Genomic DNA, 23755 nt, shown 5'->3' with positions numbered 1-23755 from the left:
GACCTTTGATATGTCACGAGATAGTGCGTCGGCGCCGACTTGTCAGCCGTCCGGCAGGGTCTAAATTGGAATTTGGCAACTGAAATCCCGGTATAGGGCGATTCGGTTTAACAACGGGCGACCGGGGAGTACGACCATGACTGTCATGAAGGGCGCGGCCGACGCGATCGACGAGAAGACGATTGTCGCCGCGGCCGAAAGCGCACTCGGCGAAATCGCCCGGGTGCGTGCGGAAGTCGGCAAGGTTATTTTCGGCCAGGAAAGTGTTGTCGAGCAGACCCTGCTCGCCGTTCTCTCCGGCGGCCATGCCCTGCTCGTCGGCGTTCCCGGTCTTGCCAAGACGAAGCTCGTCGCCACGCTCGGCACGGTCCTCGGCCTTGATTCCAGCCGCGTGCAGTTCACGCCCGACCTGATGCCCTCCGACATCCTCGGCTCGGAAGTCATGGACCAGGATGCGGCCGGCCATCGCTCGTTCCGCTTCATTCCCGGCCCGATCTTCACGCAATTGCTGATGGCCGACGAAATCAACCGCGCCTCGCCGCGCACGCAATCGGCGCTGCTGCAGGCGATGCAGGAGTATCACATCACCGTGGCAGGCGCCCGCAAGGACCTGCCGGCGCCCTTCCACGTGCTTGCCACCCAGAACCCGCTGGAGCAGGAGGGCACCTATCCCCTGCCCGAGGCGCAGCTCGACCGCTTTCTGATGCAGGTCGATGTCGGCTATCCCGACCTTGCGGCCGAGCGGCAGATCCTGCTTGAGACCACAGGTGTCAGCGAAGCAACCGCTCACCCGGTCATCGATGCAGCGCGGCTGCAGCAGATCCAGGCCCTCATCCGACAGATGCCGATCGGGGAAAAGGTGGTCGACGCGATCCTGTCGCTCGTGCGCTCCGCCCGTCCGGGCAACGGCAATGCCGCGACCGACAAGAACGTTGCCTGGGGTCCCGGCCCACGCGCCGGCCAGGCGCTGATGCTCTGCGCCCGCGCCCGCGCGCTTTACGACGGGCGCCTGGCGCCGTCGATCGACGACATCCTGGCGCTTGCCGAGCCCGTGCTTCAACACCGCATGGCGCTCACTTTCGCTGCCCGCGCCGAAGGCATGACCGTGCGCGACGTCATCGCCGATCTGGTGAAACAGGCCAGAGGCTGACGAATGGCCACCGTCGGGCACATAGTCTCGCGTACTCCTGCTGGTGAAGTACTTTCCCGCGCGCAACAGCGCGCCATGCTCGTTCCCGATTGCCTGGTCGAAGCACGGCGGATCGCCAATACCGTGATTTCCGGCTGGCATGGCCGGCGCAAGCGCGGCATTGGCGAGAATTTCTGGCAGTTCCGGCCCTACAGCGACGGCGAGAGCCTGTCGCGCATCGACTGGCGCCGCTCGGCGCGCGACGACCACACCTATGTCCGCGACCGCGAATGGGAGGCCGCGCACACCATCTGGCTGTGGGCGGATCTTTCCCCGTCGATGATGTACAAGTCGAGGCTCGGCGCCGTCTCCAAGGAGAGCCGCGCGCTCGTGCTGATGCTGGCGCTCGCCGAGATCCTCGCGCGCTCTGGCGAACGCATCGGCTGCCCCGGCATCATGGAGCCGATCTCGGCCCGCAATGCCGCCGAACGGCTGGCGACCGCAATCATGCTGAGCCCGCTTGCGGAAGGCCTCCCCAATACCGGGATGATCCGCAGCGCCAGCGATCTCGTGCTGATCGGCGATTTTCTCGATCCGGCGGAAAAGATCATGGACCGCCTCGGCCCGCTGGCACGCCGGGGTTTGCGCGGCCATGTGGTCGAGATCGCCGACCCTGCGGAAGAGGTGTTTCCCTATAGCGGCCGCACCGAATTCACCGACCCGGAGACCGGCGAGAAGTTGACGGCCGGCCGCGCCGAAGTGCTGCGCGAGGACTATCAGCGCGCCTATGTCGGCCGCCGCGACAGCCTGGGCGTGACGCTCCGCCACCTCGGCTGGACCTTCACCCCGCACAGAACCGACCGGCCCGCCTCGGAGGCGCTCGTCGCCGTGCATACCTATCTCTCCGGCATGCCGGGACGCGCGACGCACGGGGGCCAGCTATGAGCAGCTTGCCCTTCCTGTTCACCAATCCCGCCATCCTCGCCGCCCTCGTTGCCCTGCCCGTCATCTGGTGGCTGCTGCGCATGACGCCGCCAAGGCCCGCGGCCGAAGTCTTCCCGCCGCTGCGCATCCTGGCGTCCGTGATGAAGCGCGAGGAAACCCCGGCGCAAAGCCCCTGGTGGCTGACGCTGCTGCGCATGCTGATGGCCGCGGCGGTGATCCTGGCGATCGCCGATCCGGTGTTCAACCCGCGGCAGAACACGCTTTCCTCCGCTGGCCCGCTGGCGCTCGTCATCGACAACAGCTGGGCGACGGTCTCCGATTGGGATCGGCGGGTCGAGGCCGCCAATGCGCTCATCGACGATGCGGAGGCGAAGGATCTGCCGGTTTCGATCGTCTTCACGACCGATCGACAGCACGATGCGACCCCGGCTTCCGCCACCACCGCGCGAGACCGGCTGGCCGCGGCGCAGCCGCAACCGCTGCCGGCCGCGCGCGATCGGGCGCTTGCCGCCATGAAAGCCGCCCTCGCGAACTCGCCGCCTGGCACGCTTGCGTTCCTCAGTGACGGGATCGAGGCTGGGGACGGTCAGACGATGCGCCAAGTCGCGGAGATCGGCGCGGCCAACGTCCGCCGGATCGAAGGCAATGCGGAAAGCGCCATCGCGCTGACATCCGCGACCAACGAAAACGAAGGCATGCGGGTCACGGCATCGCGGCTGCCGCTTGGCGAGCCACGCGCCTATTACGTCTTTGCCCGCGACGCGCGCGGCACCGCCATTGCCGAAGGCGAACTCCGCTTCGCCTCAGGCGCCACGGCAGCGAATGCCCTGTTGAGGGCCCCCTTCGAGCTGCGCAACGATTTCGCACGTCTGACGATCGAGGGCCAGGCGACAGCCGGCGGCATCCACCTGCTCGACGATGGCAATCGCCGTCGTCGCGTGGCGCTGCTGAGCGGCGAGGTTCACCAGTCGCAGCCGCTGCTTTCACCGCTCTATTACATCAAGCGGGCGCTCGAACCTCACGCCGACCTGATCGAGCCGCGAGAGGAAGCGATCGGCAAGGCGATTGCCGAACTTCTCGCTCAAAATCCGTCGATCCTGGTCATGGCCGACGTCGGCCGGTTGCCGGACGAAAGCTATCCGCTGGTGACGCGCTGGCTGGAGAATGGCGGCATGCTCGTTCGCTTTGCCGGCCCGAGGCTGGCCGGCGCGCCTGCCGACGACCCGCTCGTCCCCGTCATGCTCAGGCAGGGCGAACGGTCCCTCGACGGCGCGCTCTCCTGGTCAGAGCCGCAGCCGCTTGCCGACTACCCATCTTCCAGCCCCTTTGCCGGTCTCGAGCATCCGCGCGATGTGCTTGTCAAACGCCAGGTTCTGGCGCAGCCGACACCGGACCTTGCCGAACGGACCTGGGCCAACCTCGCCGATGGCACGCCGCTGGTCACCACAGCCGAACGCGGACGTGGACGCATCGTGCTCTTCCACGTGAGCGCCGACCCGGGCTGGTCGAACCTGCCGATTTCAGGCTCCTTCGTCGACATGCTGCGCCGGTCCATCCAGCTTTCACGTGCCGGCGGCATTGCCGGTGACCAGACAAGCAAGGCGCAGACCCTGCCGCCCTATCGCCTGGTAAACGCCCGGGGCGAACTGACCACGGAGACGGGCAGCGCCCGGCCGCTTGAGATCGCCCCCGGAGTTGCGCCGATTGTTTCCGCAGACACACCGCCCGGCCTCTACGGCTCGGAAGAGGGTTTTGTTGCCAACAATCTTCTCCCCGACGGCGGCAGCATCGCTCCGATCAGAGGCAACCTCGTCAGCGAACGCGCGGAAGGGCTGGAAGGCGTGCGCCCGTTCTCGATCCGGCCCTATCTCTTCGGGCTCGCGCTGATGCTTTTCCTGATCGACACGTTGATCGTGCTTTCCATGGCCGGCGGCCTCACAGGATTGCGCCGCCGCGCTGCCGGTGGCGCCGCCACGGCAGCCGTGCTTGCAACCCTTGGCCTTGCCACCCTTGGTGTTGCTGCCCTGGCACCCTCGATTGTTCACGCGCAGGATAGCCAGCCAAGCGACGCGCAGACACTGCAACGCCTCGACACGACCCACCTCGCCTATGTCATCACCGGCGAGGCCGAGGTCGATCGATTGTCGGAACAGGGCCTCCTGGGCCTCAGCAACTACCTGACCTATCGCACGGCTCTGGAACCGGGCGCCCCCGTTGGCGTCGATCTGGAACAGGACGAGCTGGCGTTCTACCCGATCATCTATTGGCCGGTATCCGCCACGGCGCCGATGCCGAGCAGCAGAGTGATGAGCCGGATCGACGCCTATATGCGCAACGGCGGGACCGTGCTCTTCGACACGCGCGACCAGTTCTCCTCGCTCACGCCTTCGACGGCGGGCGACAGCCCCAATGTGCAGCGCCTGCAGGAGATGCTGAACGGCCTAGACATTCCGCCGCTGGAACCGGTGCCTTCCGACCACGTGCTGACAAAGGCCTTCTACCTGCTTTCGAATTTTCCCGGGCGTTACACCGAGAGCCAGTTGTGGGTGGAAGCCGCCCCCCATGACGCCGAGGAGCAGAGCAACCGACCGGTGCGCGGCGGCGATGGCGTCACGCCGATCATGATCACCGGTAACGACTTCGCCGGCGCCTGGGCTGTCGACGCCAACGGCGCGCCGCTTCTGCCGACGGTACCGCCGGACGAAATGCAGCGCGAATATGCCTATCGGGCGGGCGTCAACATCATGATGTACATGCTGACCGGCAACTACAAGTCCGATCAGGTTCATGTGCCGGACCTCCTCCAGAGGCTTGGGCAGTGAGGGCTGATCGATGACTTATGGTTTTGCTCCGCTGCTTCCACTGGTGTTCTTCGTGCCGCTTCTGGTCGTCGCGGCGCTGTTCATCGGCTACGGTCTGTGGCGAAAGATACGCGGCGCCTGGCTGCGCGCCCTCGCCTTGGCCGCACTCGCCCTGGCGATCGCCAATCCTTCCATCTTCGTCGAACTGCGTGATCCGCTCTCGACGATCGTCGCGATCGTGGTTGACCGCAGCCAGAGCCAGCAGAATGGCGACCGCACCGAGCAGACCGATCGTGCGGTCGAGGGCCTGAAGGCGCGGCTGGCGGCGATACCGCTCATCGAGCCGCGTATCGTCGAGGCCAAGACCGATCCGGCGAGCGTCTCGCCGGCGACCAACCTCTTCACCACACTTACGACAGCGCTCTCCGATGTTCCGCCAGCGCGCATCGGCGGCGCCATCTTCGTGACCGATGGCCAGATCCACGACGTGCCCGATGTCAGCCGCAAACTGGGTTTCGACGCCCCGGTTCATGGCCTGATCACCGGCAAGCCTGATGAGTTCGACCGGCGCGTCGAGCTCATCAACCCGCCGCGTTTCGGCATCGTCGGCGAAGAGCAGAAGCTCTCGTTCCGGGTTGTCGACGACGGCGCCGCACCCGGCGGGACCGCGGAAGTCAGCATCCGCCTCAACGGCAACGAAATCGCCCGGGAACGGGCCGAGCCGGGCACCGACGTTCCCTTCAGCTTCAAGGTTACGCGCGGCGGCAACAACGTGCTCGAATTTGCGGTGGATGCGGTTCCAGGCGAAGTGACCACGACCAACAACCGTGCGGTTCACGTACTCGACGGCATTCGCGAAAATCTGCGCGTGCTGCTTGTGTCCGGCGAGCCTCATGCCGGTGAGCGTGCCTGGCGTAATCTCCTGAAATCCGACGCCGCGGTCGATCTCGTGCACTTCACCATTCTGCGCCCGCAGGAAAAGCAGGATGGTACGCCGATCAACGAACTGTCGCTGATCGCGTTCCCGACGCGTGAACTGTTCGTCGACAAGATCAACGAGTTCGACCTGATCATCCTCGATCGCTACCAGCATCGTGGCCTGCTGCCGATCCTCTACTACGACAACATCGCGCAATATGTGGAGAACGGCGGCGCGCTTCTGATTGCCGCCGGGCCGGAACACGCCGGCGACGATTCGATCGCCGCAACGCCGCTCTCGGCCGTGCTGCCGGCCGCACCCACGGGTGTGATGAACGAGAAGGCCTTCTTCCCCCGCCTGTCGGAGGAAGGGAAGAAACATCCGGTAACCCGCGGCCTCGAAGGCTCCGACAGCGAGCCGCCGCACTGGGGCCGTTGGTTCCGCACGGTCGATGTCGACAGGCCTGAGGGCAATACGGTGATGGAAGCGGCCGACGGCAAGCCGCTGCTCGTGCTCAACCGCGTCGGCAAGGGCCGCGTCGCCATGCTGCTCTCCGACCAGGGTTGGCTTTGGGCCCGCGGCTTTGAAGGCGGCGGTCCGCATGTCTCGCTCTATCGCCGCACCGCCCATTGGTTGATGCAGGAGCCCTCGCTCGAGGAAGAGGCGCTGACGGCACGCGCCCGGGGCCGCACGCTGGAAATCACCCGTCAGACGATCGACGGCGACCCGGGTCCCGTTTCGCTCGTCTCACCCTCGGGTCAAAAGCAGGACGTGAAGTTGACGGAGCGCCAGCCGGGTCTCTATTCGGCAGAACTCGCCACGACCGAGACCGGTCTGTTCGAGATGGCCAATGGTGAACTCACGGCCCTTGCCCATGTCGGCGATCCCAATGCGCCCGAGTTCAAGGCGGCGATCTCGACCGAGGACAAGTTGCGCCCGTGGGCGGAGAAGACCAAGGGACTGGTGCGGCGTCTCGCAAGCGCCGACGGGCCGCTCGATCTGCCCACGGTCCTGCCGGTCAGGGGCTCGATACGCTCGGCCGACGACCAGCGCCTCTCGATCCGCATGACCGACGAAACCGTGCTGAAGGGCATCAACTCGCTGCCGCTGTTTACCGGCCTCCTCGGGCTTGCGGCACTGCTCTTCCTGATCTCCGCCACCTGGTATCGCGAGGGACGATGACCGAACGGACCGTCGTCGTCAGCGACCTTCGCGACACACCACATTTCTTCGATGCCGTGGCCGACCGCATCTGGCGCGCCTGGTGGGAACCGCAGGGCTTTCCTCTGAGCCATATTACCTGCCTGCTGCAGGAGAGCCTCACCGAAGATGCAGAATCCCTTTGCCTGGTGGCGCACGCCGGAGATCGCTTCGTCGGCACCGCCTCGGTGATCGCCTCGGACCTCGAGGAGCGGCCGGATCTCACCCCTTGGGTGGCGGCCGTCTGGGTCGACCCGCCGTTCCGCGGCACCGGCATCGGCGGCGACATCGTGCTGAAGGCCGCCCGTGCGGCGCTCGATTCCGGCGCGGAGGCCGTGCATCTCTGCGCCCTTCCTGGCAAGCGCGCCTTCTACGAGCGCCTCGGCTGGCGGCTCGATGAACAGGACGTGGGCGAGGATCGCCTCGACGTCTTCAGCATGCGCCGCACCTGAAAGGTTTTCGATGTTCGAGGTAACGGACGCGCCTCCGACCGAGGCGCTGGAAGCGATCGGCAATGGCCTCACAGCCTTCAATGCTGCCGATGTCGGCCCGTCGGAGCGGCGACCGCTCGCCGTGCTCGTCGGCGGTCCCGAGGCGAAGGGGCAACGCGGCGGCTTGAACGGCTACACCGGCTGGGGCTGGCTCTTCGTGCAATGGCTGTGGCTGCCGGAGGATCTTCGTGGGCGGGGCCTTGCCGGCAAGCTGCTTCAGGCGGCGGAAGACGAAGCGCGACGCCGCGGCTGCCACAGTGCCTGGATCGACACCTTCAACCCGCAGGCCCGGCGCGCCTACGAACGCCAGGGTTACCGGGCCTTCGGCGAATTGCCGGATTTCCCGATCGGCCGCACCCGGGTCTTCCTGAAGAAATCGCTCGTCTCCGGCTAGAGCGCGGTGCGTTCAATTGAACGCACAAAGGACGCTCTAGCCTCAGACCGCGAGCTGCAGCTCGAGCGGCACGGCGGACGCCGCCGCATCGTCCCGCCAGCCGATGATACCGGCAAGGCCGGCATGCACGCCCTCGGCCATCGGCACGACGAGCACCCGGGCGGGATCGACCGGTCCCGGAAATTCGAGCGCACCGTAGCGCACCTTCTCGAAACCGAGCGGCTGATAATAGGGCGGGTCACCGACGAGGATCACCGCCTCCGAACCCTGCCGCCGCGCCGCCTCGACCGCGATGCGCACCAGCTCCCGGCCGATACCCATGTTCTTGTGCGACGGCCGGACAGCGAGCGGCCCGAGCAGATGGCCTCTGACAGTGCCCGCAAACACAGGCGTCATCCTGACCGAAGCGATGGTCTCGCCGTTGTCGGCACAGATGAAGGACAGCGACCGATCATGCGGCCCTTGCTCGCGGATGCGCGCGGCCGCCCGGGCAAACCGGCCGGGGCCGAAGGCTTCTTCATTGATGATTTCGATGGCTGCGTCATGGGACGCGTCTTCGGTCAGGTAGACGAGATCGTGCTTTTTCATGGGATCGAGAAACCAGGCATGCGAACAGACATAGGGATGGCTTCGCCCGAAGCGGGCGTTGGCAGCATCAGCGTCGTCGCAGGTTTCCCGAGAACATCATCAGTGCGGTTTCTTCCAACACGAAAAAAGTTGTGAGATCGCCGATATCAGAAAAATGCCCGCTGTCAAAGTCTAAAACGCACTGTTCGGATTTCGCCATCTATCGGACGCCGCTGGAAGCGCTATCTATGAGCGCAAGGATCACGAAGGAGATTTCAAGATGGGTAGATTAGTGGACGGCGTCTGGCAGGACGTCTGGTACGATACCGTCGCAACGAACGGCCATTTCAAGCGCAGCGCTTCGCAGTTTCGCAACTGGGTCACGGCAGACGGATCCGCGGGACCTAGCGGCGACGGCGGTTTCAAGGCGGAGGCCGGTCGCTATCATCTCTATGTTTCGCTCGCCTGCCCCTGGGCGCACCGCACGCTGATCTTCCGCAAGCTGAAGAAGCTGGAGGACCTCATTTCCGTTTCGGTCGTCGATCCGCTCATGCTCGCCCAGGGCTGGGAGTTCAAGGACGGCGGCATCGGCACTGGCGACCATCTCTTCGGATCGAAGGCGCTGTGGCAGATCTATACCCGCGCCGATGCCCACTATTCCGGCCGCGTGACCGTACCGATTCTCTGGGACAAGCAGCAAAACACCATCGTCTCGAACGAATCCTCCGAGATCATCCGCATGTTCAATTCCGCCTTCGACGGGCTGACCGGCTCGACGACCGACTTCTACCCGGAAGAACTGCGCGCCGAAATCGATGCGTTGAATGCCGACGTCTACAACGACGTCAACAACGGGGTTTACAAGGCGGGCTTTGCCACCACGCAGGCCGCCTACGAGGAGAGCGTCACCGCGCTCTTTTCCCGGCTCGACAAGCTGGAAGAACGCCTCGCGTCGCATCGCTATCTGACCGGCAGCCGCCTCACCGAGGCCGACTGGCGCCTGTTCACCACGCTGGTGCGTTTCGATCCGGTCTATGTCGGCCACTTCAAGTGCAACATCCGCCGGATCGCCGACTATCCGAACCTGCAAGGTTACCTCCGGGAGCTTTACCAGGTCCCGGGCGTGGCCGAGACCGTCGATATGCGCCACATCAAGGAGCACTACTACCGCAGCCACACGACCATCAACCCGACCGGCGTCGTGCCAGTGGGTCCGGTGCTCGACCTCACCTCCCCGCACGGACGCGAGAGGCTGTAGACCGATTGTTCGAGCGGCTGAACCGCCTCTACCAGTGAATGTCGAAGGCAGCGCTGCCGGCGAGTTCCGCAAGCCGGCGACGCGTCGCCGGCGTGGTATCCTCCGGCAGCGCATCGAGCGCGAAGAAGCCGCTTGCGGCGATCTCCAGATCCGGCGTCTTCGGCGCGGTCTGCCTGACGCCGTCGCAGCGGTAGAAGACGACATGGTCGCGGCGGCTCGTGCGCCTGTTGTAGTAGACCTGGATGAGCACCGGCGGCGCCGTTGCCTCCAGGTTTCCCTCTTCGCGCAGCTCCCGCAGCAGCCCGTCAATCGAGGCTTCGTCGCGATCGAGCCCCCCACCCGGCAGGTGCCAGCCCGGCAGATAGGAATGGCGCACGAGAAAAACCCGGCCCTCGTCATCGAAACAGGCAGCGCGAACGCCGATCGTCATGCCGCGCGCAAGGGCGTAATAGCCATGCGCGAGCCGCATCAGGAGCCGGAGATACCAGCGCCGCATCTCCGGTGGCCGTTCCTCGTTCAGTCGTCTCGTCCTTCCCATGTTTTCGGCCCGCACGCGATTCATCGGGCGACCTGATTCCCCTCGGCCGGAATATGCGCTAGACGGGGGCGATGTTCAAACTTGCCCATATCTCCGATGTCCATCTCGGGCCCCTGCCCGAATTGTCCTTAAGGGAGCTCGCGTCGAAGCGCATCACCGGTTTCGTCAACTGGCACCGCAACCGCAGCCGGCATCTCTTTACCGGCACGCTCGACACGCTGCTGGCGGATATCGAGAAGAAGGATCCTGACCATCTGGCGATGACAGGCGATCTCGTGAACCTCGCGTCTTCGCTTGAGATCAAGGCAGTGACCGAATGGCTGACGGATGCCGGCAAGCCGGAGAACATTTCCATCGTTCCGGGCAACCATGACGCCTATGTGCCGGGCGCCTACGAAAAGACCACCCGTGCCTGGTATCCCTACATGCGGGGCGACGATGCGCCGGCTCATTGGCACGACCGGCACCGTTGCTTTCCCTATATGCGGGTGCGCGGACCGGTCGCGCTGATCGGCTGCTCGACCGCTGTCGCAACGCCCCCCTTTGCCGCAAGCGGCTATTTCGGCCAGCGGCAGGCACGCGCGACCGTCAACATGCTGCGGGCCGCCGGCGAAGCGGGCCTCTTTCGCATCGTCATGATCCACCACCCGCCGATCCGCGGCGCGGCCTCGATGCACAAGCGCATGATCGGCATCCGCCGTTTCGCCGCGACGATTTCCTCGGGCGGTGCGGAGCTCGTGATCCATGGCCACACCCATCTCAACACCGTCTACTGGCTGAAGGGCCAGAATGCACCGGTCCCGGTCGTTGGCATCGCCTCGGCCTCGCAAGGCCCGGGCGGCCACAAGCCGCCAGCAGCCTATAACCTCTTCACCATCACCGGCGAGCCGGGCAATTGGCAGCTGACGCGCGAACGCTATGCGCTGAACGGCGATGCAACGACGGTGACACTCGCCGAAACGACGCGTTTCTGAAGCCGTCAGGCGGGCCACTTCGCAGAATATTCATCGCCCGGCGAATATTTTCCCGCATTCATGCGTCATACCCCAGTCGTGCGCCGCCCGCTGGTGGTGTGCATTGTCTTCTGGCATGCTTCGTGGCTGAAGCCGCCCGACGGCGGCTCACCTCCTTTCGGAGCGTCAAGGACACGCGATCATTTTGAAACGACGCGCGGGCTTTCAAGGGCATGCGCGAAGAACGGGAGATGGCATGATGTACCGAAAGGCCCTGCTTGGCGCCCTGATTGTGGCCGGCGCAACCAGCTTCATGGCGCAGGCCGTGATGGCAGCCGGCGAAGACACCAGCGAACCGCCCAAGAAGACCAAGACGACCAGCGAATGCACGGATGGCAAGGTGTGGGACGCAAAGAAGAATGCCTGCGTCAACGCCAAGAAAAGCGACCTCAGCGACGATATCCTGTTCCAGGCCGCCCGCGAGCTCGCCTATGCCGGCCAGTATGAAAATTCCATCAAGGTACTCGGCGCGGTCAAGGACCAGAAGAGCGCCCGCGTCCTCAACTATCTCGGCTATTCCAACCGCAAGGCCGGCCGCATGGAACTCGGCATGCAGTACTACAAGCGCGCGCTCCAGGCCGACGAGAACTACATTCTCGCGCGCTCCTACATGGGCCAGGCGCTGATCGAACAGGGACACGTCGAGGAAGCACGCGTGCAGCTCGTCGAGATCCGCGATCGTGGCGGGGAGAACACCTGGGCCTACCGCGCACTGTTGCAGTCGCTTGGCGGCGTGCGCCAGTACTGACCCACCGGGAGCATCGAGGCGGNCCGCCTCGATCGCAGCGCCAAACGACAGAGCGCCGAGCGCGCAAGAGACGCGCCGGCATTGGCTGTCTAGCCCTTCTTTGCGCCCCCGCTGCTGCCGCTTGCAATGGGCGCGCTCTCGTTCTTCTTCTCCGACCATTCCGGCGGCAGACCGAGCGCGCCGCCAGCGATGCCGCCGAGGCCGGATCCTTTCCCGAAAACAGCACAATCGGGATCGGAGGGTTTGCCGGTCACCGCATAGGCGACGCTGCTCTTGACGTTCTTCATCGAAGGCAGTTCGAAGTCGGATTTCATCGGGTCACCCGATTTTTCCAGCAACGCACTGAAATCGCCTGAAAAATCTCCGGCAAGCTCAAAGGCGTCGGCAGCCGTCGATGCGCGGGAACCATTGGTGAGGATGTTGGCACCGCGCGCCCATGTCAGCCCGGCGATCTGCTTGCCCCGCGCGTCGAAAGCCTCCGCCTCGACTGCGAGACTTCCGAGACCGATCGGAATGCGCGGAACCGGAACGGGAGCGACCGCCGAGGTGACGGTCGACACGCCCGCAACAACGGCATTTGTCGATTTGACCTTGCTGATCACGGAGCGCACGGCCATATCCGCCGGCTTCGATATCGGCACGACATCGAACTGCGCACTCAATGCCTCGCAGAGCGACCGGTCGATCGCCGTCGCCACCAGTTTCTTCTGCGGATCTCCAAGCTTGTCGAGATCGGCATTGGCCGCGAAGGTCGTCGGCATCACGTGCACCGTCTTGACGTTCTTGGTCGAGGCGGCATCCACCCGATACTTCGTCTTGGTCACCATCCCGTCGCTGGCGACGAAATCCTTGTAGGACGATAGCGATCCGGTTTCCATGACCTGAGCGCTCTGGCATGCGGCAAGCCCCACAAGCAGCGGAACCACGGCACCAATGCGCATGGCCATGGCCCCTCGCCGAAGCTGGGCTCGGCCCCATCGGCCGCCCCCGATCCGAGCGGCGTTCATTCTCTTGCTAGGATGCTGTGCGTTCATTGGCGTGTCCCCGACATCGACCTGCAGTTGTGCCATGGGGTCCAGCCAGATTCGGGCCGAACTTTGACGCGATCTCGGGGTGTCGGTGCAGTTTACGGTAACGAAGTCCTCGGTTAACGGCGGCCGGCAAGCAAAAGCTTTTTGGGAAAAGACGCTATGAAGCAGCAGAATTTGCTTCCCGTTCCGGCACTTCCCTTGCAGACTAAGGGGCAAATGTTTCATATCATCCGGCTCGTGCCTCGCACCGCGAATAAATGCACGATCCGGCACGTTTCATTTGGAAGAGCAATGCGTCCAGCGGCAGAAACGAAGGACTTCAGACGCGACTTGGTCAGTCTCCTGCCCAAATTGCGTCGGTTCGCGATGACGCTGACGCGCAACGCCAATGATGCCGACGACCTCGTCCAGGAAGCCTGCGAGCGCGCGATCACGCGCAGCCACCTGTGGAACGGAGAAGGCCGGCTGGAAAGCTGGGTCTATGCGATGACGCGCAACCTCTGGGTCGACGAGATTCGCAAGCGCAAGGTCCGCGCCGGCAGCGGCACGGTCGATGCGCTCGGCCAGGAAGAGCTCAGCATCGAGGCTTCGGCCGAAAAGGCCGTCTACGCCAACCAGTTGCAGAAGATGATCCTGTCGATGCCCGAAGGCCTGGCGAGCGTGTTCCTGCTGGTCAACGTCGAAGGCCATAGCTACCGCGAGACGGCCGACATCCTCGGCATTCCGATCGGCACTGTCATGAGCAGGCTGTCGACGGCGCGCCTCAGGCTTGCCGCCATGATCTCCGAGAATACCGAAAGGAGGGCCTGACCGTTGCAACAGACAAAGGGTCACGCACTCGAAGTTCGCCTATCCGCCTATATCGACGGTGAGATCGGCGAAGCGGAACGAAATGAACTCGACGCGCTTCTCGCCCGCGACGACGACGCCAAGGCTTTGTTCGAAAAGCTGAAAGCCGGCAGCAGCTTCGGCGATACGGCTTTTGAGGATTTTCTGCACGATCCCGTGCCGCTGGCCCTGGTGCGACAGATCAAGCAGGGTCCCGGTGTCAGCCCCAAAACCGAACGCGTGACGGCGACAGCCGCCAACGTCAGAAACGTGCGCATCTGGCCGCGCGTGCTTGCCGCATCGGTTGCACTGATGCTGCTCGGCGGTTCGGCCGGCTTCGTCATCGGCACGGCAAACAATGTGGGCGAACCGGCCGAAGTGGCAGCGGCGCGCGGCTGGCTGGACGATATCGCCGACTACCACCGCATCTATTCGCGCCAGAAAGAGCATCTCGTCGAGGTTCCCGCCTCCGAGGCTCCCAAGATCGAGACCTGGCTTGCGTCCAGCGTCGGCGTTCCCTTCAAGATTCCGCAGCTTGGCGGCAAGGGCCTGACCTTCGCAGGCGCCCGTCTGCTGGTGGCGAACGGCAAACCCGTGGCACAGCTCGTTTACCGCAGCACTGAGGGCGAGATCTTTGCGATCTGCTTCCTCAAGAATACCACCGGCCCGCAGTCGAACGATTTTGACGAGAGCATCCGCGATGATCTCGGCATGGTCTCCTGGCAGAGAGGTGGCGCCTCCTTCGTGCTCGTCGGTCCTTCCGCCCATGTCGGGATGCAGGATATCGCCGAGGCCGCCGCCGCGACGATCTGAGTTCACGCCTTCAAAGCTTGGCTTTGCCGCAACCAACACGAAAATTCTGGAACCGCCCCCTTGGCAACACCAGTTTCCAAGGCAGATTTCGCTGCCATGAAAAGCAGACATCGGCCGCGGCTCGGCAGAGACCATAATTCGTGCGCCCGTGTTTGGATCAAGCAGAAATTTGTGTAGGCAACCAAACGGTTACACCTGCGACCACGTCGCAAAATACACACATCGCATGGCCAAATATTGAGTCCGAATTGCAGCGTCACAACTCCCGCAAAATTGGCAAAAATCGGCAAGAAAAAACCAAAGGTTGACATTGCAATACTTTACCTCTATCTCTGGCAAATCGATATTTGCTTGCTAAGCTTTGGTTACCGCGCATCTAGCAACTGCGCCCTGAACGAACCTTCCTTTCAAAAATCGCTATCACCATCCGCAGCGCTCCCGCGTCGCGGTCGTTCAATATGCTATGAGAGGGTTCATCATGACCACCGGCACAGTTAAATGGTTTAATTCCACCAAGGGCTTCGGCTTCATTCAGCCTGACAACGGCGGCCCGGACGCCTTCGTCCACATCTCCGCCGTCGAACGCGCTGGCATGCGCGAAATCGTCGAAGGCCAGAAGGTCTCCTACGACATGGAGCGCGACAACAAGTCGGGCAAGATGTCGGCCTGCAATCTTCAGGCGGCCTGAATCGGTATCGGCTCTCCCTTGACCACGGATGTACTGGCACTGCCGAGAGCATGATACCCATCAAGGTCAGGCAATATGCCTGGCCTTTTTTATTTCCGCGCATCGAATGCACGTTCCCGCGACTGCGTTGCACATCGGGAATGACGTGACTGCCGTCGACGCGCCTGTAAGATCGGGATCCCCCATGACAGAGACCCACACCAAATCGCGCCAGCGGGCCGAGATTGCCTTTGCCAAGGAGCAATCGCAATTCTTTGCTCGAGGCAGCGCAGTCGAGGAACTCGACGCCATCGTCCAGGCACGCGAAGAGAAGACCTCGCGCCTGCGCGAAGCACGCCTGGCGAAGGAATTGCAAGATCGTCTGGCGGGTGCTGCCGCCCCCATTTCGAAACGCGTCAGAAAAACCTGACCTTCAGTCAGGGTGACACCTCAACTGGAAGAGAGACTTGAGAAACATCAGAAACAGTGAACTCACCGACCGTCGCAGCGCCGCTGCCGATGCGAAGAAAGCGCTTCTTGAAGCCTACCGCGCGGCAAAGGAAGCCGCAGAACCGACCCAGCTCGCCCGCCAGGCCGAGCGTCAGGCAGTCGCTGCCGCCCGCGAGGAACGGCGCGCTGGTCGCGAACGGGCGAAGGCCGAGGAGCGCGAGCGTTTGCAGGCCGAGGCGGCAGAGCGCGAGGCCGCCATCGCAGCCGCTGCTAGAGCCGAGACCGAGGCACGCGAGGCCGCTGACCGGAGCCGCATTTCGCGCGTGATCGAGGACGAGGCCGCTCGCAAGGCCGAACGCGACCGGCGCTACGCCAACCGCAAGGCGCGGCAGGCATAACAGGCGACCGGCGCGTCGGCATGACGCCGTCATGCCGAGCTGCGACTGCCCTGTCTCAACGATTGATCGAAAACGCCGCCCGTCCATTGAGGGCACGCGGCGTTTTTGTTGATCAGCCGCGCTTCATTTCCAGAACGCGGTTCGCCGCCGACACGATCGCTTCGAGCGAGGCGGCAACGATGTTGGTATTGATACCGGCACCGAACAGTTTTCCGCCCGGATGCTCCATCTCGACATAGGCGATGGCCGCCGCGTTGGAGCCGTGCTGCAGTGAGTGCTCGGAATAGTCGGCAACCGAGAGATCCACGCCGAGGTAGATCGACAGCGCGTTGATGAAGCCGTCGATCGGGCCGGTGCCCTTGCCTTCGATGCGCTTCACCTCGCCATTGTCGGTGATCTCGGCGGCCACCACGCGCACGCCCTTGTGCTCGCCGACCGGATAGGTGTGGTGATCGACGAACTTGATGCGCGCGCCCGGCTGCTCGACATAGCGCTCGATGAAGCGCTCGTGGATGCGCCTGGAGGGCACCTCCTTGCCTTCCTCGTCGGTAATGCGCTGGATGTCTTCGCGGAACTCGACCTGGAGGTTGCGCGGCAGGTTGATGCCGTAATCCTCCTGCAGGATGTAGGCGATGCCGCCCTTGCCCGACTGCGAGTTGATGCGGATGATCGCCTCGTAGGAACGGCCGACGTCGCGCGGATCAATTGGCAGATACGGCACTTCCCAGAGCGGCTTGTTGGCCGTCTTGATCGCCTTCATGCCTTTGTTGATCGCGTCCTGGTGCGAACCAGAGAAGGCCGTATAGACCAGCTCGCCGACGTATGGATGGCGCTCCGGAATGACCATCTGGTTGGAGTATTCGTAGACTTCCTTGATCCGCTCGATGTCCGAGCAGTCGAGCTGCGGGTCGACGCCTTGCGTGAACATGTTCAGCGCCAGGGTGACGACGTCGACGTTGCCGGTGCGCTCGCCATTGCCGAACAGCGTGCCTTCGACGCGGTCGGCGCCAGCCATCAGGCCGAGCTCGGTGGCGGCAATGCCGGTGCCGCGGTCGTTGTGCGGGTGCAGCGAGATGATCAGGTTTTCGCGGTTGTCGAGGTTGCGGCACATCCATTCGATCTGGTCGGCATAGATGTTCGGCGTCGCCATCTCGACGGTCGAGGGCAGGTTCAGGATCAGCTTGTTTTCGGGAGTCGGCTTGACGATTTCGGTGACCGCATTGCAGATCTCCAGCGCCACTTCGAGTTCGGTGCCGGTAAAGCTCTCGGGCGAATACTCGAAGCGGTAGCCGCCACCGGCCTTGGCCGCCATGTCGGTGATCATCTTGGCAGCGTCGGTGGCAATCTGCTTGATGCCGGCGACGTCCTTGGCGAAGACCACGCGGCGCTGCAATTCACTGGTGGAATTGTAGAAATGCACGATCGGCTGGTGGGCGCCCTCGAGCGCTTCGAAGGTGCGGGTGATCAACTCGGGCCGGCACTGCACCAGCACCTGCAGCGACACGTCCTTGGCGACGTTGCCCTCCTCGATGCACCAGCGGGCAAAGTCGAAGTCGGTCTGCGAGGCCGAGGGGAAGCCGATCTCGATTTCCTTGAAGCCCATGTCGAGCAGCAGCTGGAACATGCGGGCCTTGCGATCGTGACCCATCGGGTCGATCAGCGACTGGTTACCGTCGCGCAGGTCAACCGAGCACCAGATCGGCGCCTTGGTGATCGTCTTCGACGGCCAGGTGCGGTCGGTGAGTGCTATCTGCGGGTAAGGCTGATACTTCACCGACGCTTCCGGCATGCCGTTCTTGATGGAATGGGACTTCTGGATCATTGCAGCTTCTCTTCATCACTGAGCGCTCTGGCAGCATTGCCATAACCGATCGGGGACCGGATTGCGATGGCAAATGCCGCGGCGGGCGCGCCTTTGTCCTAAAACTCTATGGGGGTCGAGGAGCATCCGCCGGCGTGGCTTTTCGGCCGCCGGGCGCTCCTCAGCGAACCCGGCAACCGCGAGTAAGGCCGAGAAGAAGAAGCGATGCGAAGGCGCGCGACGGCGCACGATTGTCATCGTGTCCGGCGGGGATCGAGGCGATCCGATATGCGTCAGCCTTGGTCATGGTCAAAGCCTATACACGGCTTGCCGAACCGGAGCAAGCGGCACAATGCGCGCAGGTCGCTGCAAAAGAAAAGGGCACCGCCGCGATGCCGGTGCCCTTCATATCCGTTCGGCTGAAGCGAACTCAGATGTCCGCAGCCGAGGTGATGATGCGCGACACGAGACCATAGCTCTTGGCCTCTTCAGCCGACAGCCAGTAATCGCGCTCGGTGTCCTTGGCGATCTTTTCGACCGTCTGGCCGGTCGCTTCGGAGAAGATCTTGTTGAGGCGCTCGTTCATCTTGATGATTTCGCGTGCCTGGATCTCGATGTCCGAAGCCATGCCGCGGGTGCCGCCCGACGGTTGGTGAAGCAGGAAGCGGGTGTTCGGCAGGCAAAGGCGACGCTCCTTGGGAACGCCGACATAAATCAGCGCGCCGGCGGATGCGACCCAGCCGGTGCCGATCGTCCAGACCTTCGGCTTCACGAACTTGATCATGTCGTGAATGCTGTCGCCGGATTCAACGTGGCCGCCCGGCGAACTGACGAAGAGACGGATGTCCTCATCGCTGGCCGACGCAAGCGCCACGAGCTGCGAGCACACTTTCTGCGCCAGTTCCTGGGTGATCGTGCCGTAGATGAAAATCGAACGCGACTTGAAAAGGTTCGCCTCCGTTTCCTTGCCGAGCGGCAATTCGGTCTTCTTGTCGTCCTCGTCGTCGTTGTCGTACATCCGTGTTTCTCCGGCGTCTCATGAAGTCTTCAGTCAAAGTCAGATAATGCGACTCGACGCCGAAGACAATGCAACAAACCGAAGCGGCGACAAAGCGGCAAGGCGCACTTCGCTTATGGTAAAAACACCTACCGCCAAATGCCGTATAGACAGGTGGACAAAGGCCAATAAAATCAACCGCGCCAAACATTCAGAACGGGGCCATCCTCCCAGGCCTCGCCGATCCATGGGGACACGCATGAACAGACGCATCCTGATTGCTGCCGCGGCGCTGATCGCTTCCGCCGCCCCGGCCTTCGCCCACCTCAACCCGGAAGAAAACGGCTCGTTTGCGGCCGGCTTCTCGCATCCGCTCTTCGGCCTCGACCATATCCTCGTCATGGTCGCCGTCGGCCTCTGGGCCGCCCAGATTGGCGGCCGGGCACTGTGGATCGTGCCGACGGCCTTCGTCTCCATGATGGCGGCGGGCTTCGCGCTCGCCATGGCCGGCGTCGGACTGCCCTTCGTCGAGCCGGCGATCTTGGCCTCTGTGGTCGCACTCGGCCTGCTCGTCGCCATGGCGGTGCGCCTCGACACCGCTGCATCGGCGGCCATCGTCGGCGTCTTTGCCCTCTTCCACGGCCACGCCCATGGCGGTGAGCTTGGCAGCGCCGGGGCGCTCGCCTTCTCGGTCGGCTTCATTGGCGCGACCGCAGCGCTTCATGTAGCCGGCATCGGTCTCGGCATCGCCCTTCAGCGCCTTTCCGGCGGCAACGTGCTGGCGCGCATCCTCGGCGGGCTGACGGCAGTTGCGGGTGCAGCCCTGATCTTCGGCTGAGATCAGGAAACGTGCAGCACGGACGCATTATCTTTCTGAACGGCACGTCCAGTTCCGGAAAATCCACGCTGGCAAAGGCGCTCCGGGAAATCCTCCCGGAGCCCTTCTGCTACTATGCGTCAGATCAGCTTGCCGACGCCGGCTTTCGGGTGCTCAAGCGTGGCATGCACCATGGGATGCGCGGCGAACGCAACAGGTTCTTCGACGGATTTCACCGCTCGATTGCGGCTTTCGCCGGGGCCGGCAACGATCTGATCGTCGAGCATATCGTCGAGGAGAAAAGCTGGTCCGACGAGATCAGAAAACTGACAGCACATCTGGACGTCTTCTGGATCGGCGTTCATGCGCCTATCGAAGACCTTGAGCGTCGCGAGCGCGGCGATCGCACGATCGGTGAAGCCCGGTTTCACCTCAAGACGCATGCCCACTGCAACTACGACCTCGAAGTGGATACGCACGAACCAACCGATCAGGTTGCCGCGCGCATCGCTGATGCCTGGCGCCAACGCCGGGCTTTCAAGCCGTAGCGGAGACCCCGCTTTTTCCCTTACCCGCGACCGCGATAGGTCGGCACGCCCTGATCGGGCAGCCACAGGCCCTCCGGCGGCTTGCCGGTCTGCCAGAAGACGTCGATCGGGATACCGCCACGCGGGTACCAATAGGCGCCGATGCGGAGCCAGCGTGGCGAAAGCAGCGAGACCAGCCGCTGGGCGATCTCGATGGTGCAGTCCTCGTGAAAGGCGCCGTGGTTGCGGAAGGAGTGCAGGAACAGTTTCAGCGACTTCGATTCCACCAGCCACTCATCCGGCACATAGTCGATGACGATATGGGCGAAATCCGGCTGCCCGGTCATCGGGCAGAGCGAGGTGAACTCCGGCGCGGTGAAGCGCACCAGATAGTCCTTGCCCTTGTTGCCGCTCGGCACCCGCTCCAGCACCGCCTCTTCCGGGCTTTGCGGCAGGTCGACCTTCGCGCCCAATTGCGAGAGGCCAGATACGTCAGTCTTGCTCATTTGCCTGTTGCTCCGTGAGAACATCCGCGCGTGGGTTCGGTCGATACCGGCTTGCGCCCTCGCCGACCCGCCCCGTTTGCGGCCCTTAAATCAGAACTGCCTTAAGAAGGAAATCTTCTCGCAGTTCAAGCGATATCGGCCGTTTGTGTTTTCAATGGCGCGCTGACGTCGTCTTGACGCGCACGCCGTGCGCCTTCTCGCCCTCCGGCTCCACATGGATCGCTATCCTGGCGCCCGGATGCACCACACGGATCGCATCCTCGATCCGGTCGCAGATATCGTGCGCCTCGCCGACCGGCATCGCTTCCGGCACGACCATGTGGAAGTCCACAAAGATGGCCGGACCGGCCTGACGGGTCTTGAGATCGTGCACGCCGAGCGACCCCGCGGCATTGGCGGCGATCGCCTGCTTGATCGCCTCTTCCTCTTCCCCCGAAACCGCCCGGTCCATCAATCCATCGATCGAACGCGAGATCACCATCCAGCCCTGGAAGAGGATGTTGCAGGCGACGACGACGGCGAGCAGGGGGTCGAGGATCGCGTAGCCGGTCGCGATGGCAAGCACGAGGCCGACGAGAACGCCGATCGAGGTGACGACATCCGACAGGATATGGTGACCATCGGCACTCAGCGCCGGCGAGCGATGGTTGCGGCCGGCTGTGATCAGCACATAGGCCCAGATGGCGTTGACGACTCCCGCGGCGAAGTTGATCGCCAGGCCCAGAGCCGGCGCTTCCATCACCACCGGCGCCATGATCGCCGGCACCGCTTCCCAGACGATCAAAAGAGCTGCAACGACAATCAGCACGCCTTCGATGACGGCTGAAAAATACTCCGCCTTGTGGTGGCCGAAGGGATGGCCGGCATCCGCCGGCTTGGAAGCATAACCAATCATCAGATAGGCGATCACTGCGGCGATCACGTTGACCGTGGACTCGAGGCCATCGGACAAAAGGGCCACCGAGCCGGTGAGCCACCAGGCAAGAAGCTTCAGCCCCAGCACGGCCAGAGACAGCGGAATGCCCCAAAAGGCAAGCCGCAGGACGGTTCTGTTGTCGGACGCAGACATTTTTATCATTCCCTATGCAGATGCAAACGAGTTGCAAACGCAAGCCCATTGAAACGCAAAACCGCCCGCGCGAATTTCGCGCAGGCGGTCTATCGCTAAGCATATGAGCGATAGGGCCCCGCTTGTCAAAGCTTGGTTCGGCTGGCTCCGGTTTCTCCGCAGGCAATGACCTCGAGGGCCAACAGCTTGGCTTCGATTTCGTCGCCGTCGGCAACCTTGCTACCCCGGCCAATGAAGAAGAACACGACGGCTGCGGTCGCAACCGTGATGCCAGTCAGCAGCCAAAGCAAGGCACTGAACGCATCGCCATAGGCGTGGAGGAGAACGACGTGCGATGTCTGCGGTGCAAGCAGCGCTGCGTCCGTAAGGTTGCCAGTCACGACGCGCTGGGCCATTGCAGCGGCATTCGCGCCGGCCTCCGGCCCCAGGTTCGAAGCGGTGAGCGCGGCGAGAACTGCGCTCACGATCGCGAGCGCAACCCCCTCGCCTGCAACACGCGTGGTGCTGAAGATCCCCGTCGCCATGCCCGCGCGCTCCTTCGGCACGACGCTGACGGCAAGCCCGTCCATCAGCCCCCAGGGCAGGCTGATGCCAAGTCCTATCAGCAGCAGAGGTGCGAGCAGCACGGTCGGCTCGGAACCCACCGGAAACCGGCTTAGCCAGAAGAGCCCTGCCGCCGAGAACAGCAAGCCCGCTCCACAGATCGCTGCCGGCGTGAACCAGCGCGTCAACAGGCCTGCGGCAATTGGCAGGATCAGAAGCGGCGCAGACATCGCGATCATCATCTGGCCACCTGAGACCGCGCTCATGCCCTCGATACCGATGAAACGCACGGGAAGCAGGATGAGTAGGACGACGAAGCCATAGGCGGGAGCTGCCGCAAGCAATTGCACGCCGACGAAGCGTGGATAGCGAAAAAGCGTCAGATCGAGCATGGGCCGCGCGACCGACCGCTCGATCCGCCAGAAGGCCAGAAAGAAAAGTACGGAGGCCGCGAACATGGCGACCACGAGCGGGTGGCTCCAGCCGCTTTCCGGTGCCTGCAAAATGCCGAAGGTGAGCGCAGTCAGCGCCGCGGTGAAACTCGCAGCTCCCTTCCAGTCGAGGCCCGTGGCATCCGGATCCCACGTCTCCCGCATGAAAACCGCTCCGAGCGCCAGCGCCAGGCCAGCGAGAGCAACGACGAGCAGGAAGATCGCAGGCCACCCAAAGGCCTCGACCATGAGGCCGGAGGCGATTGGCCCGAAGGCGAGGCCGACGCCGAAGCTGGCGCCAACGAAGCTGAAGGCTCTCAGCCGCTCGTTTCCTTCAAACTCCTGGGCGAGCGAGGCCATGCCGCCGGAGAAGGCGGCGGCTGCCCCGATCCCTTGAAGCGCTCGCAACACGTCGAACCAGACGATGTTGCCGGCGAATGCCAGAGCAGCCGAGAACAGCAGGAAGGCAGCAAGTCCGCCGAGGAAGACGCGCTTGCGACCGAAACTGTCGGCAACTGCGCCTGCCGCCATCAGCGAACTGCCGAAGGTCAGCATGAAGGCATTGGTGACCCAATTGAGCGCGATCGGATCGGCGCCGAGGCTGCGGCTGATCGCCGGCAACGCCACGGCTGGTCCCGTGAAGGTGAGCGGCATCGCGGCCGCCGCGCAGCAAACCGCGAGGAGCGCGAACCGGCGTCCGCGCCCGTCTTTGAACTTTTCTCTCATATCGTCCATCCGTTGGAGCAAAGGAGATACCCACACAGACTTCCTGGAAACCTGCAGCTGGACGTCCGCCGCTTGGGTATCGATTGACGAATGCAGGATAGTTTCGCCATAATCTGTTGAGTATTGCGCCGAGAGGACAGGCATACCG

The 23755-nt window shown here is 63.5% G+C and carries 24 protein-coding genes; 16 read left to right on the top strand and 8 right to left on the bottom strand.

Translation table 11 applies throughout. The features are described from left to right. The first annotated feature begins 136 nt into the window (after positions 1 to 136). Genes ACTJKM_RS19485 through ACTJKM_RS19460 form a run of 6 tightly spaced genes read left to right on the top strand, consistent with a single transcriptional unit; the run spans position 137 to position 7879 of the window. On the top strand, positions 137 to 1150 hold the full coding sequence (locus ACTJKM_RS19485; RefSeq protein WP_057253096.1) for an AAA family ATPase: 1014 nt from the start codon (positions 137 to 139) through the stop codon (positions 1148 to 1150). Between the two features lie 3 nt (positions 1151 to 1153). Beyond that, entirely contained in the window at positions 1154 to 2074 is a 921-nt protein-coding gene (locus tag ACTJKM_RS19480) for a DUF58 domain-containing protein (protein WP_058326538.1), read from the top strand. Next, positions 2071 to 4896, top strand: coding sequence for a DUF4159 domain-containing protein (locus tag ACTJKM_RS19475; protein WP_058326537.1), 2826 nt, complete (start codon positions 2071 to 2073; stop codon positions 4894 to 4896). The genes ACTJKM_RS19480 and ACTJKM_RS19475 overlap by 4 nt, the downstream gene beginning before the upstream one ends. Before the next feature lie 10 nt (positions 4897 to 4906). Continuing rightward, positions 4907 to 6976: a hypothetical protein gene (locus tag ACTJKM_RS19470; RefSeq protein ID WP_440637844.1), complete on the top strand. Its 2070-nt coding sequence runs from the start codon at positions 4907 to 4909 to the stop codon at positions 6974 to 6976. After that, entirely contained in the window at positions 6973 to 7446 is a 474-nt protein-coding gene (locus ACTJKM_RS19465; RefSeq protein ID WP_058326536.1) for a GNAT family N-acetyltransferase, read from the top strand. Before ACTJKM_RS19470 ends, ACTJKM_RS19465 begins: the two co-directional genes overlap by 4 nt. A gap of 10 nt (positions 7447 to 7456) precedes the next feature. Next, a complete protein-coding gene (locus tag ACTJKM_RS19460) occupies positions 7457 to 7879 on the top strand; it encodes a GNAT family N-acetyltransferase (RefSeq protein WP_058326535.1) in 423 nt (140 codons plus the stop codon). A gap of 42 nt (positions 7880 to 7921) precedes the next feature. On the opposite strand, the gene ACTJKM_RS19455 is transcribed toward ACTJKM_RS19460, so the two are convergent. Further along, positions 7922 to 8467, bottom strand: a complete 546-nt coding sequence (locus ACTJKM_RS19455) for a GNAT family N-acetyltransferase (RefSeq protein WP_058326534.1) — start codon at positions 8465 to 8467, stop codon at positions 7922 to 7924. A gap of 259 nt (positions 8468 to 8726) precedes the next feature. Between ACTJKM_RS19455 and ACTJKM_RS19450 the strand changes: the two genes are divergently transcribed. Then, positions 8727 to 9704 (top strand): glutathione S-transferase family protein, encoded by a 978-nt coding sequence (locus ACTJKM_RS19450; RefSeq protein WP_057253083.1) that lies wholly within the window; start codon positions 8727 to 8729, stop codon positions 9702 to 9704. 28 nt (positions 9705 to 9732) lie between these two features. Here ACTJKM_RS19450 and ACTJKM_RS19445 read toward each other — a convergent pair whose 3' ends face one another. After that, on the bottom strand, positions 9733 to 10242 hold the full coding sequence (locus ACTJKM_RS19445) for an NUDIX domain-containing protein (protein WP_058326571.1): 510 nt from the start codon (positions 10240 to 10242) through the stop codon (positions 9733 to 9735). 71 nt (positions 10243 to 10313) lie between these two features. Here ACTJKM_RS19445 and ACTJKM_RS19440 point away from each other — a divergent pair, with 71 nt between their 5' ends. Both ACTJKM_RS19440 and ACTJKM_RS19435 read left to right on the top strand, forming a co-directional pair. Beyond that, the gene (locus tag ACTJKM_RS19440) at positions 10314 to 11216 is read left to right on the top strand and encodes a metallophosphoesterase family protein (RefSeq protein ID WP_057253082.1); all 903 of its coding nucleotides are present in this window, start codon (positions 10314 to 10316) and stop codon (positions 11214 to 11216) included. A 235-nt stretch (positions 11217 to 11451) separates the two neighbouring features. Continuing rightward, complete coding sequence (locus ACTJKM_RS19435) at positions 11452 to 12003, top strand: tetratricopeptide repeat protein (RefSeq protein ID WP_057253080.1); 552 nt, start codon at positions 11452 to 11454, stop codon at positions 12001 to 12003. Positions 12004 to 12092: 89 nt separating this feature from the next. On the opposite strand, the gene ACTJKM_RS19430 is transcribed toward ACTJKM_RS19435, so the two are convergent. After that, positions 12093 to 12950 (bottom strand): DUF3313 domain-containing protein, encoded by an 858-nt coding sequence (locus ACTJKM_RS19430; RefSeq protein WP_058326533.1) that lies wholly within the window; start codon positions 12948 to 12950, stop codon positions 12093 to 12095. A 375-nt stretch (positions 12951 to 13325) separates the two neighbouring features. On the opposite strand from ACTJKM_RS19430, the gene ACTJKM_RS19425 reads away from it, so the two are divergent. The 5 genes from ACTJKM_RS19425 to ACTJKM_RS19405 all read left to right on the top strand — a co-directional run bounded on the left by ACTJKM_RS19425 (position 13326) and on the right by ACTJKM_RS19405 (position 16190). Beyond that, positions 13326 to 13844 (top strand): RNA polymerase sigma factor, encoded by a 519-nt coding sequence (locus ACTJKM_RS19425; protein ID WP_058326532.1) that lies wholly within the window; start codon positions 13326 to 13328, stop codon positions 13842 to 13844. A gap of 3 nt (positions 13845 to 13847) precedes the next feature. Continuing rightward, on the top strand, positions 13848 to 14675 hold the full coding sequence (locus ACTJKM_RS19420) for an anti-sigma factor family protein (RefSeq protein ID WP_058326531.1): 828 nt from the start codon (positions 13848 to 13850) through the stop codon (positions 14673 to 14675). A 478-nt stretch (positions 14676 to 15153) separates the two neighbouring features. Further along, positions 15154 to 15363, top strand: coding sequence for a cold-shock protein (locus ACTJKM_RS19415; RefSeq protein ID WP_053248201.1), 210 nt, complete (start codon positions 15154 to 15156; stop codon positions 15361 to 15363). A 184-nt stretch (positions 15364 to 15547) separates the two neighbouring features. Continuing rightward, positions 15548 to 15772 (top strand): hypothetical protein, encoded by a 225-nt coding sequence (locus ACTJKM_RS19410; RefSeq protein WP_057253071.1) that lies wholly within the window; start codon positions 15548 to 15550, stop codon positions 15770 to 15772. A 37-nt stretch (positions 15773 to 15809) separates the two neighbouring features. Continuing rightward, a complete protein-coding gene (locus tag ACTJKM_RS19405; protein ID WP_057253069.1) occupies positions 15810 to 16190 on the top strand; it encodes a DUF6481 family protein in 381 nt (126 codons plus the stop codon). A 112-nt stretch (positions 16191 to 16302) separates the two neighbouring features. Here ACTJKM_RS19405 and leuA read toward each other — a convergent pair whose 3' ends face one another. Continuing rightward, on the bottom strand, positions 16303 to 18012 hold the full coding sequence (gene leuA, locus ACTJKM_RS19400; protein WP_058321150.1) for a 2-isopropylmalate synthase: 1710 nt from the start codon (positions 18010 to 18012) through the stop codon (positions 16303 to 16305). Between the two features lie 409 nt (positions 18013 to 18421). Next, positions 18422 to 19009 carry an ATP-dependent Clp protease proteolytic subunit gene (locus tag ACTJKM_RS19395; RefSeq protein WP_057253064.1) on the bottom strand — a complete coding sequence of 196 codons (588 nt, stop codon included), beginning with the start codon at positions 19007 to 19009 and terminating at the stop codon, positions 18422 to 18424. A 238-nt stretch (positions 19010 to 19247) separates the two neighbouring features. Here ACTJKM_RS19395 and ACTJKM_RS19390 point away from each other — a divergent pair, with 238 nt between their 5' ends. Further along, positions 19248 to 19826 (top strand): HupE/UreJ family protein, encoded by a 579-nt coding sequence (locus tag ACTJKM_RS19390; RefSeq protein WP_057254325.1) that lies wholly within the window; start codon positions 19248 to 19250, stop codon positions 19824 to 19826. Positions 19827 to 19837: 11 nt separating this feature from the next. Then, positions 19838 to 20353, top strand: a complete 516-nt coding sequence (locus ACTJKM_RS19385) for a chloramphenicol phosphotransferase CPT family protein (RefSeq protein ID WP_057253063.1) — start codon at positions 19838 to 19840, stop codon at positions 20351 to 20353. 20 nt (positions 20354 to 20373) lie between these two features. Here ACTJKM_RS19385 and queF read toward each other — a convergent pair whose 3' ends face one another. The 3 genes from queF to ACTJKM_RS19370 all read right to left on the bottom strand — a co-directional run bounded on the left by queF (position 20374) and on the right by ACTJKM_RS19370 (position 23607). After that, on the bottom strand, positions 20374 to 20838 hold the full coding sequence (queF, locus tag ACTJKM_RS19380) for a preQ(1) synthase (RefSeq protein ID WP_057253061.1): 465 nt from the start codon (positions 20836 to 20838) through the stop codon (positions 20374 to 20376). A gap of 151 nt (positions 20839 to 20989) precedes the next feature. Next, positions 20990 to 21907 (bottom strand): cation diffusion facilitator family transporter, encoded by a 918-nt coding sequence (locus ACTJKM_RS19375; protein WP_058326530.1) that lies wholly within the window; start codon positions 21905 to 21907, stop codon positions 20990 to 20992. A gap of 125 nt (positions 21908 to 22032) precedes the next feature. Further along, a complete protein-coding gene (locus ACTJKM_RS19370) occupies positions 22033 to 23607 on the bottom strand; it encodes an MFS transporter (protein WP_197423419.1) in 1575 nt (524 codons plus the stop codon). Positions 23608 to 23755 lie beyond the last annotated feature (148 nt).

This window comes from Ensifer sp. 22460 (assembly GCF_052044935.1).
GTDB lineage: Bacteria > Pseudomonadota > Alphaproteobacteria > Rhizobiales > Rhizobiaceae > Ensifer.
This window is presented reverse-complemented; position numbering and strand designations above follow the sequence as displayed.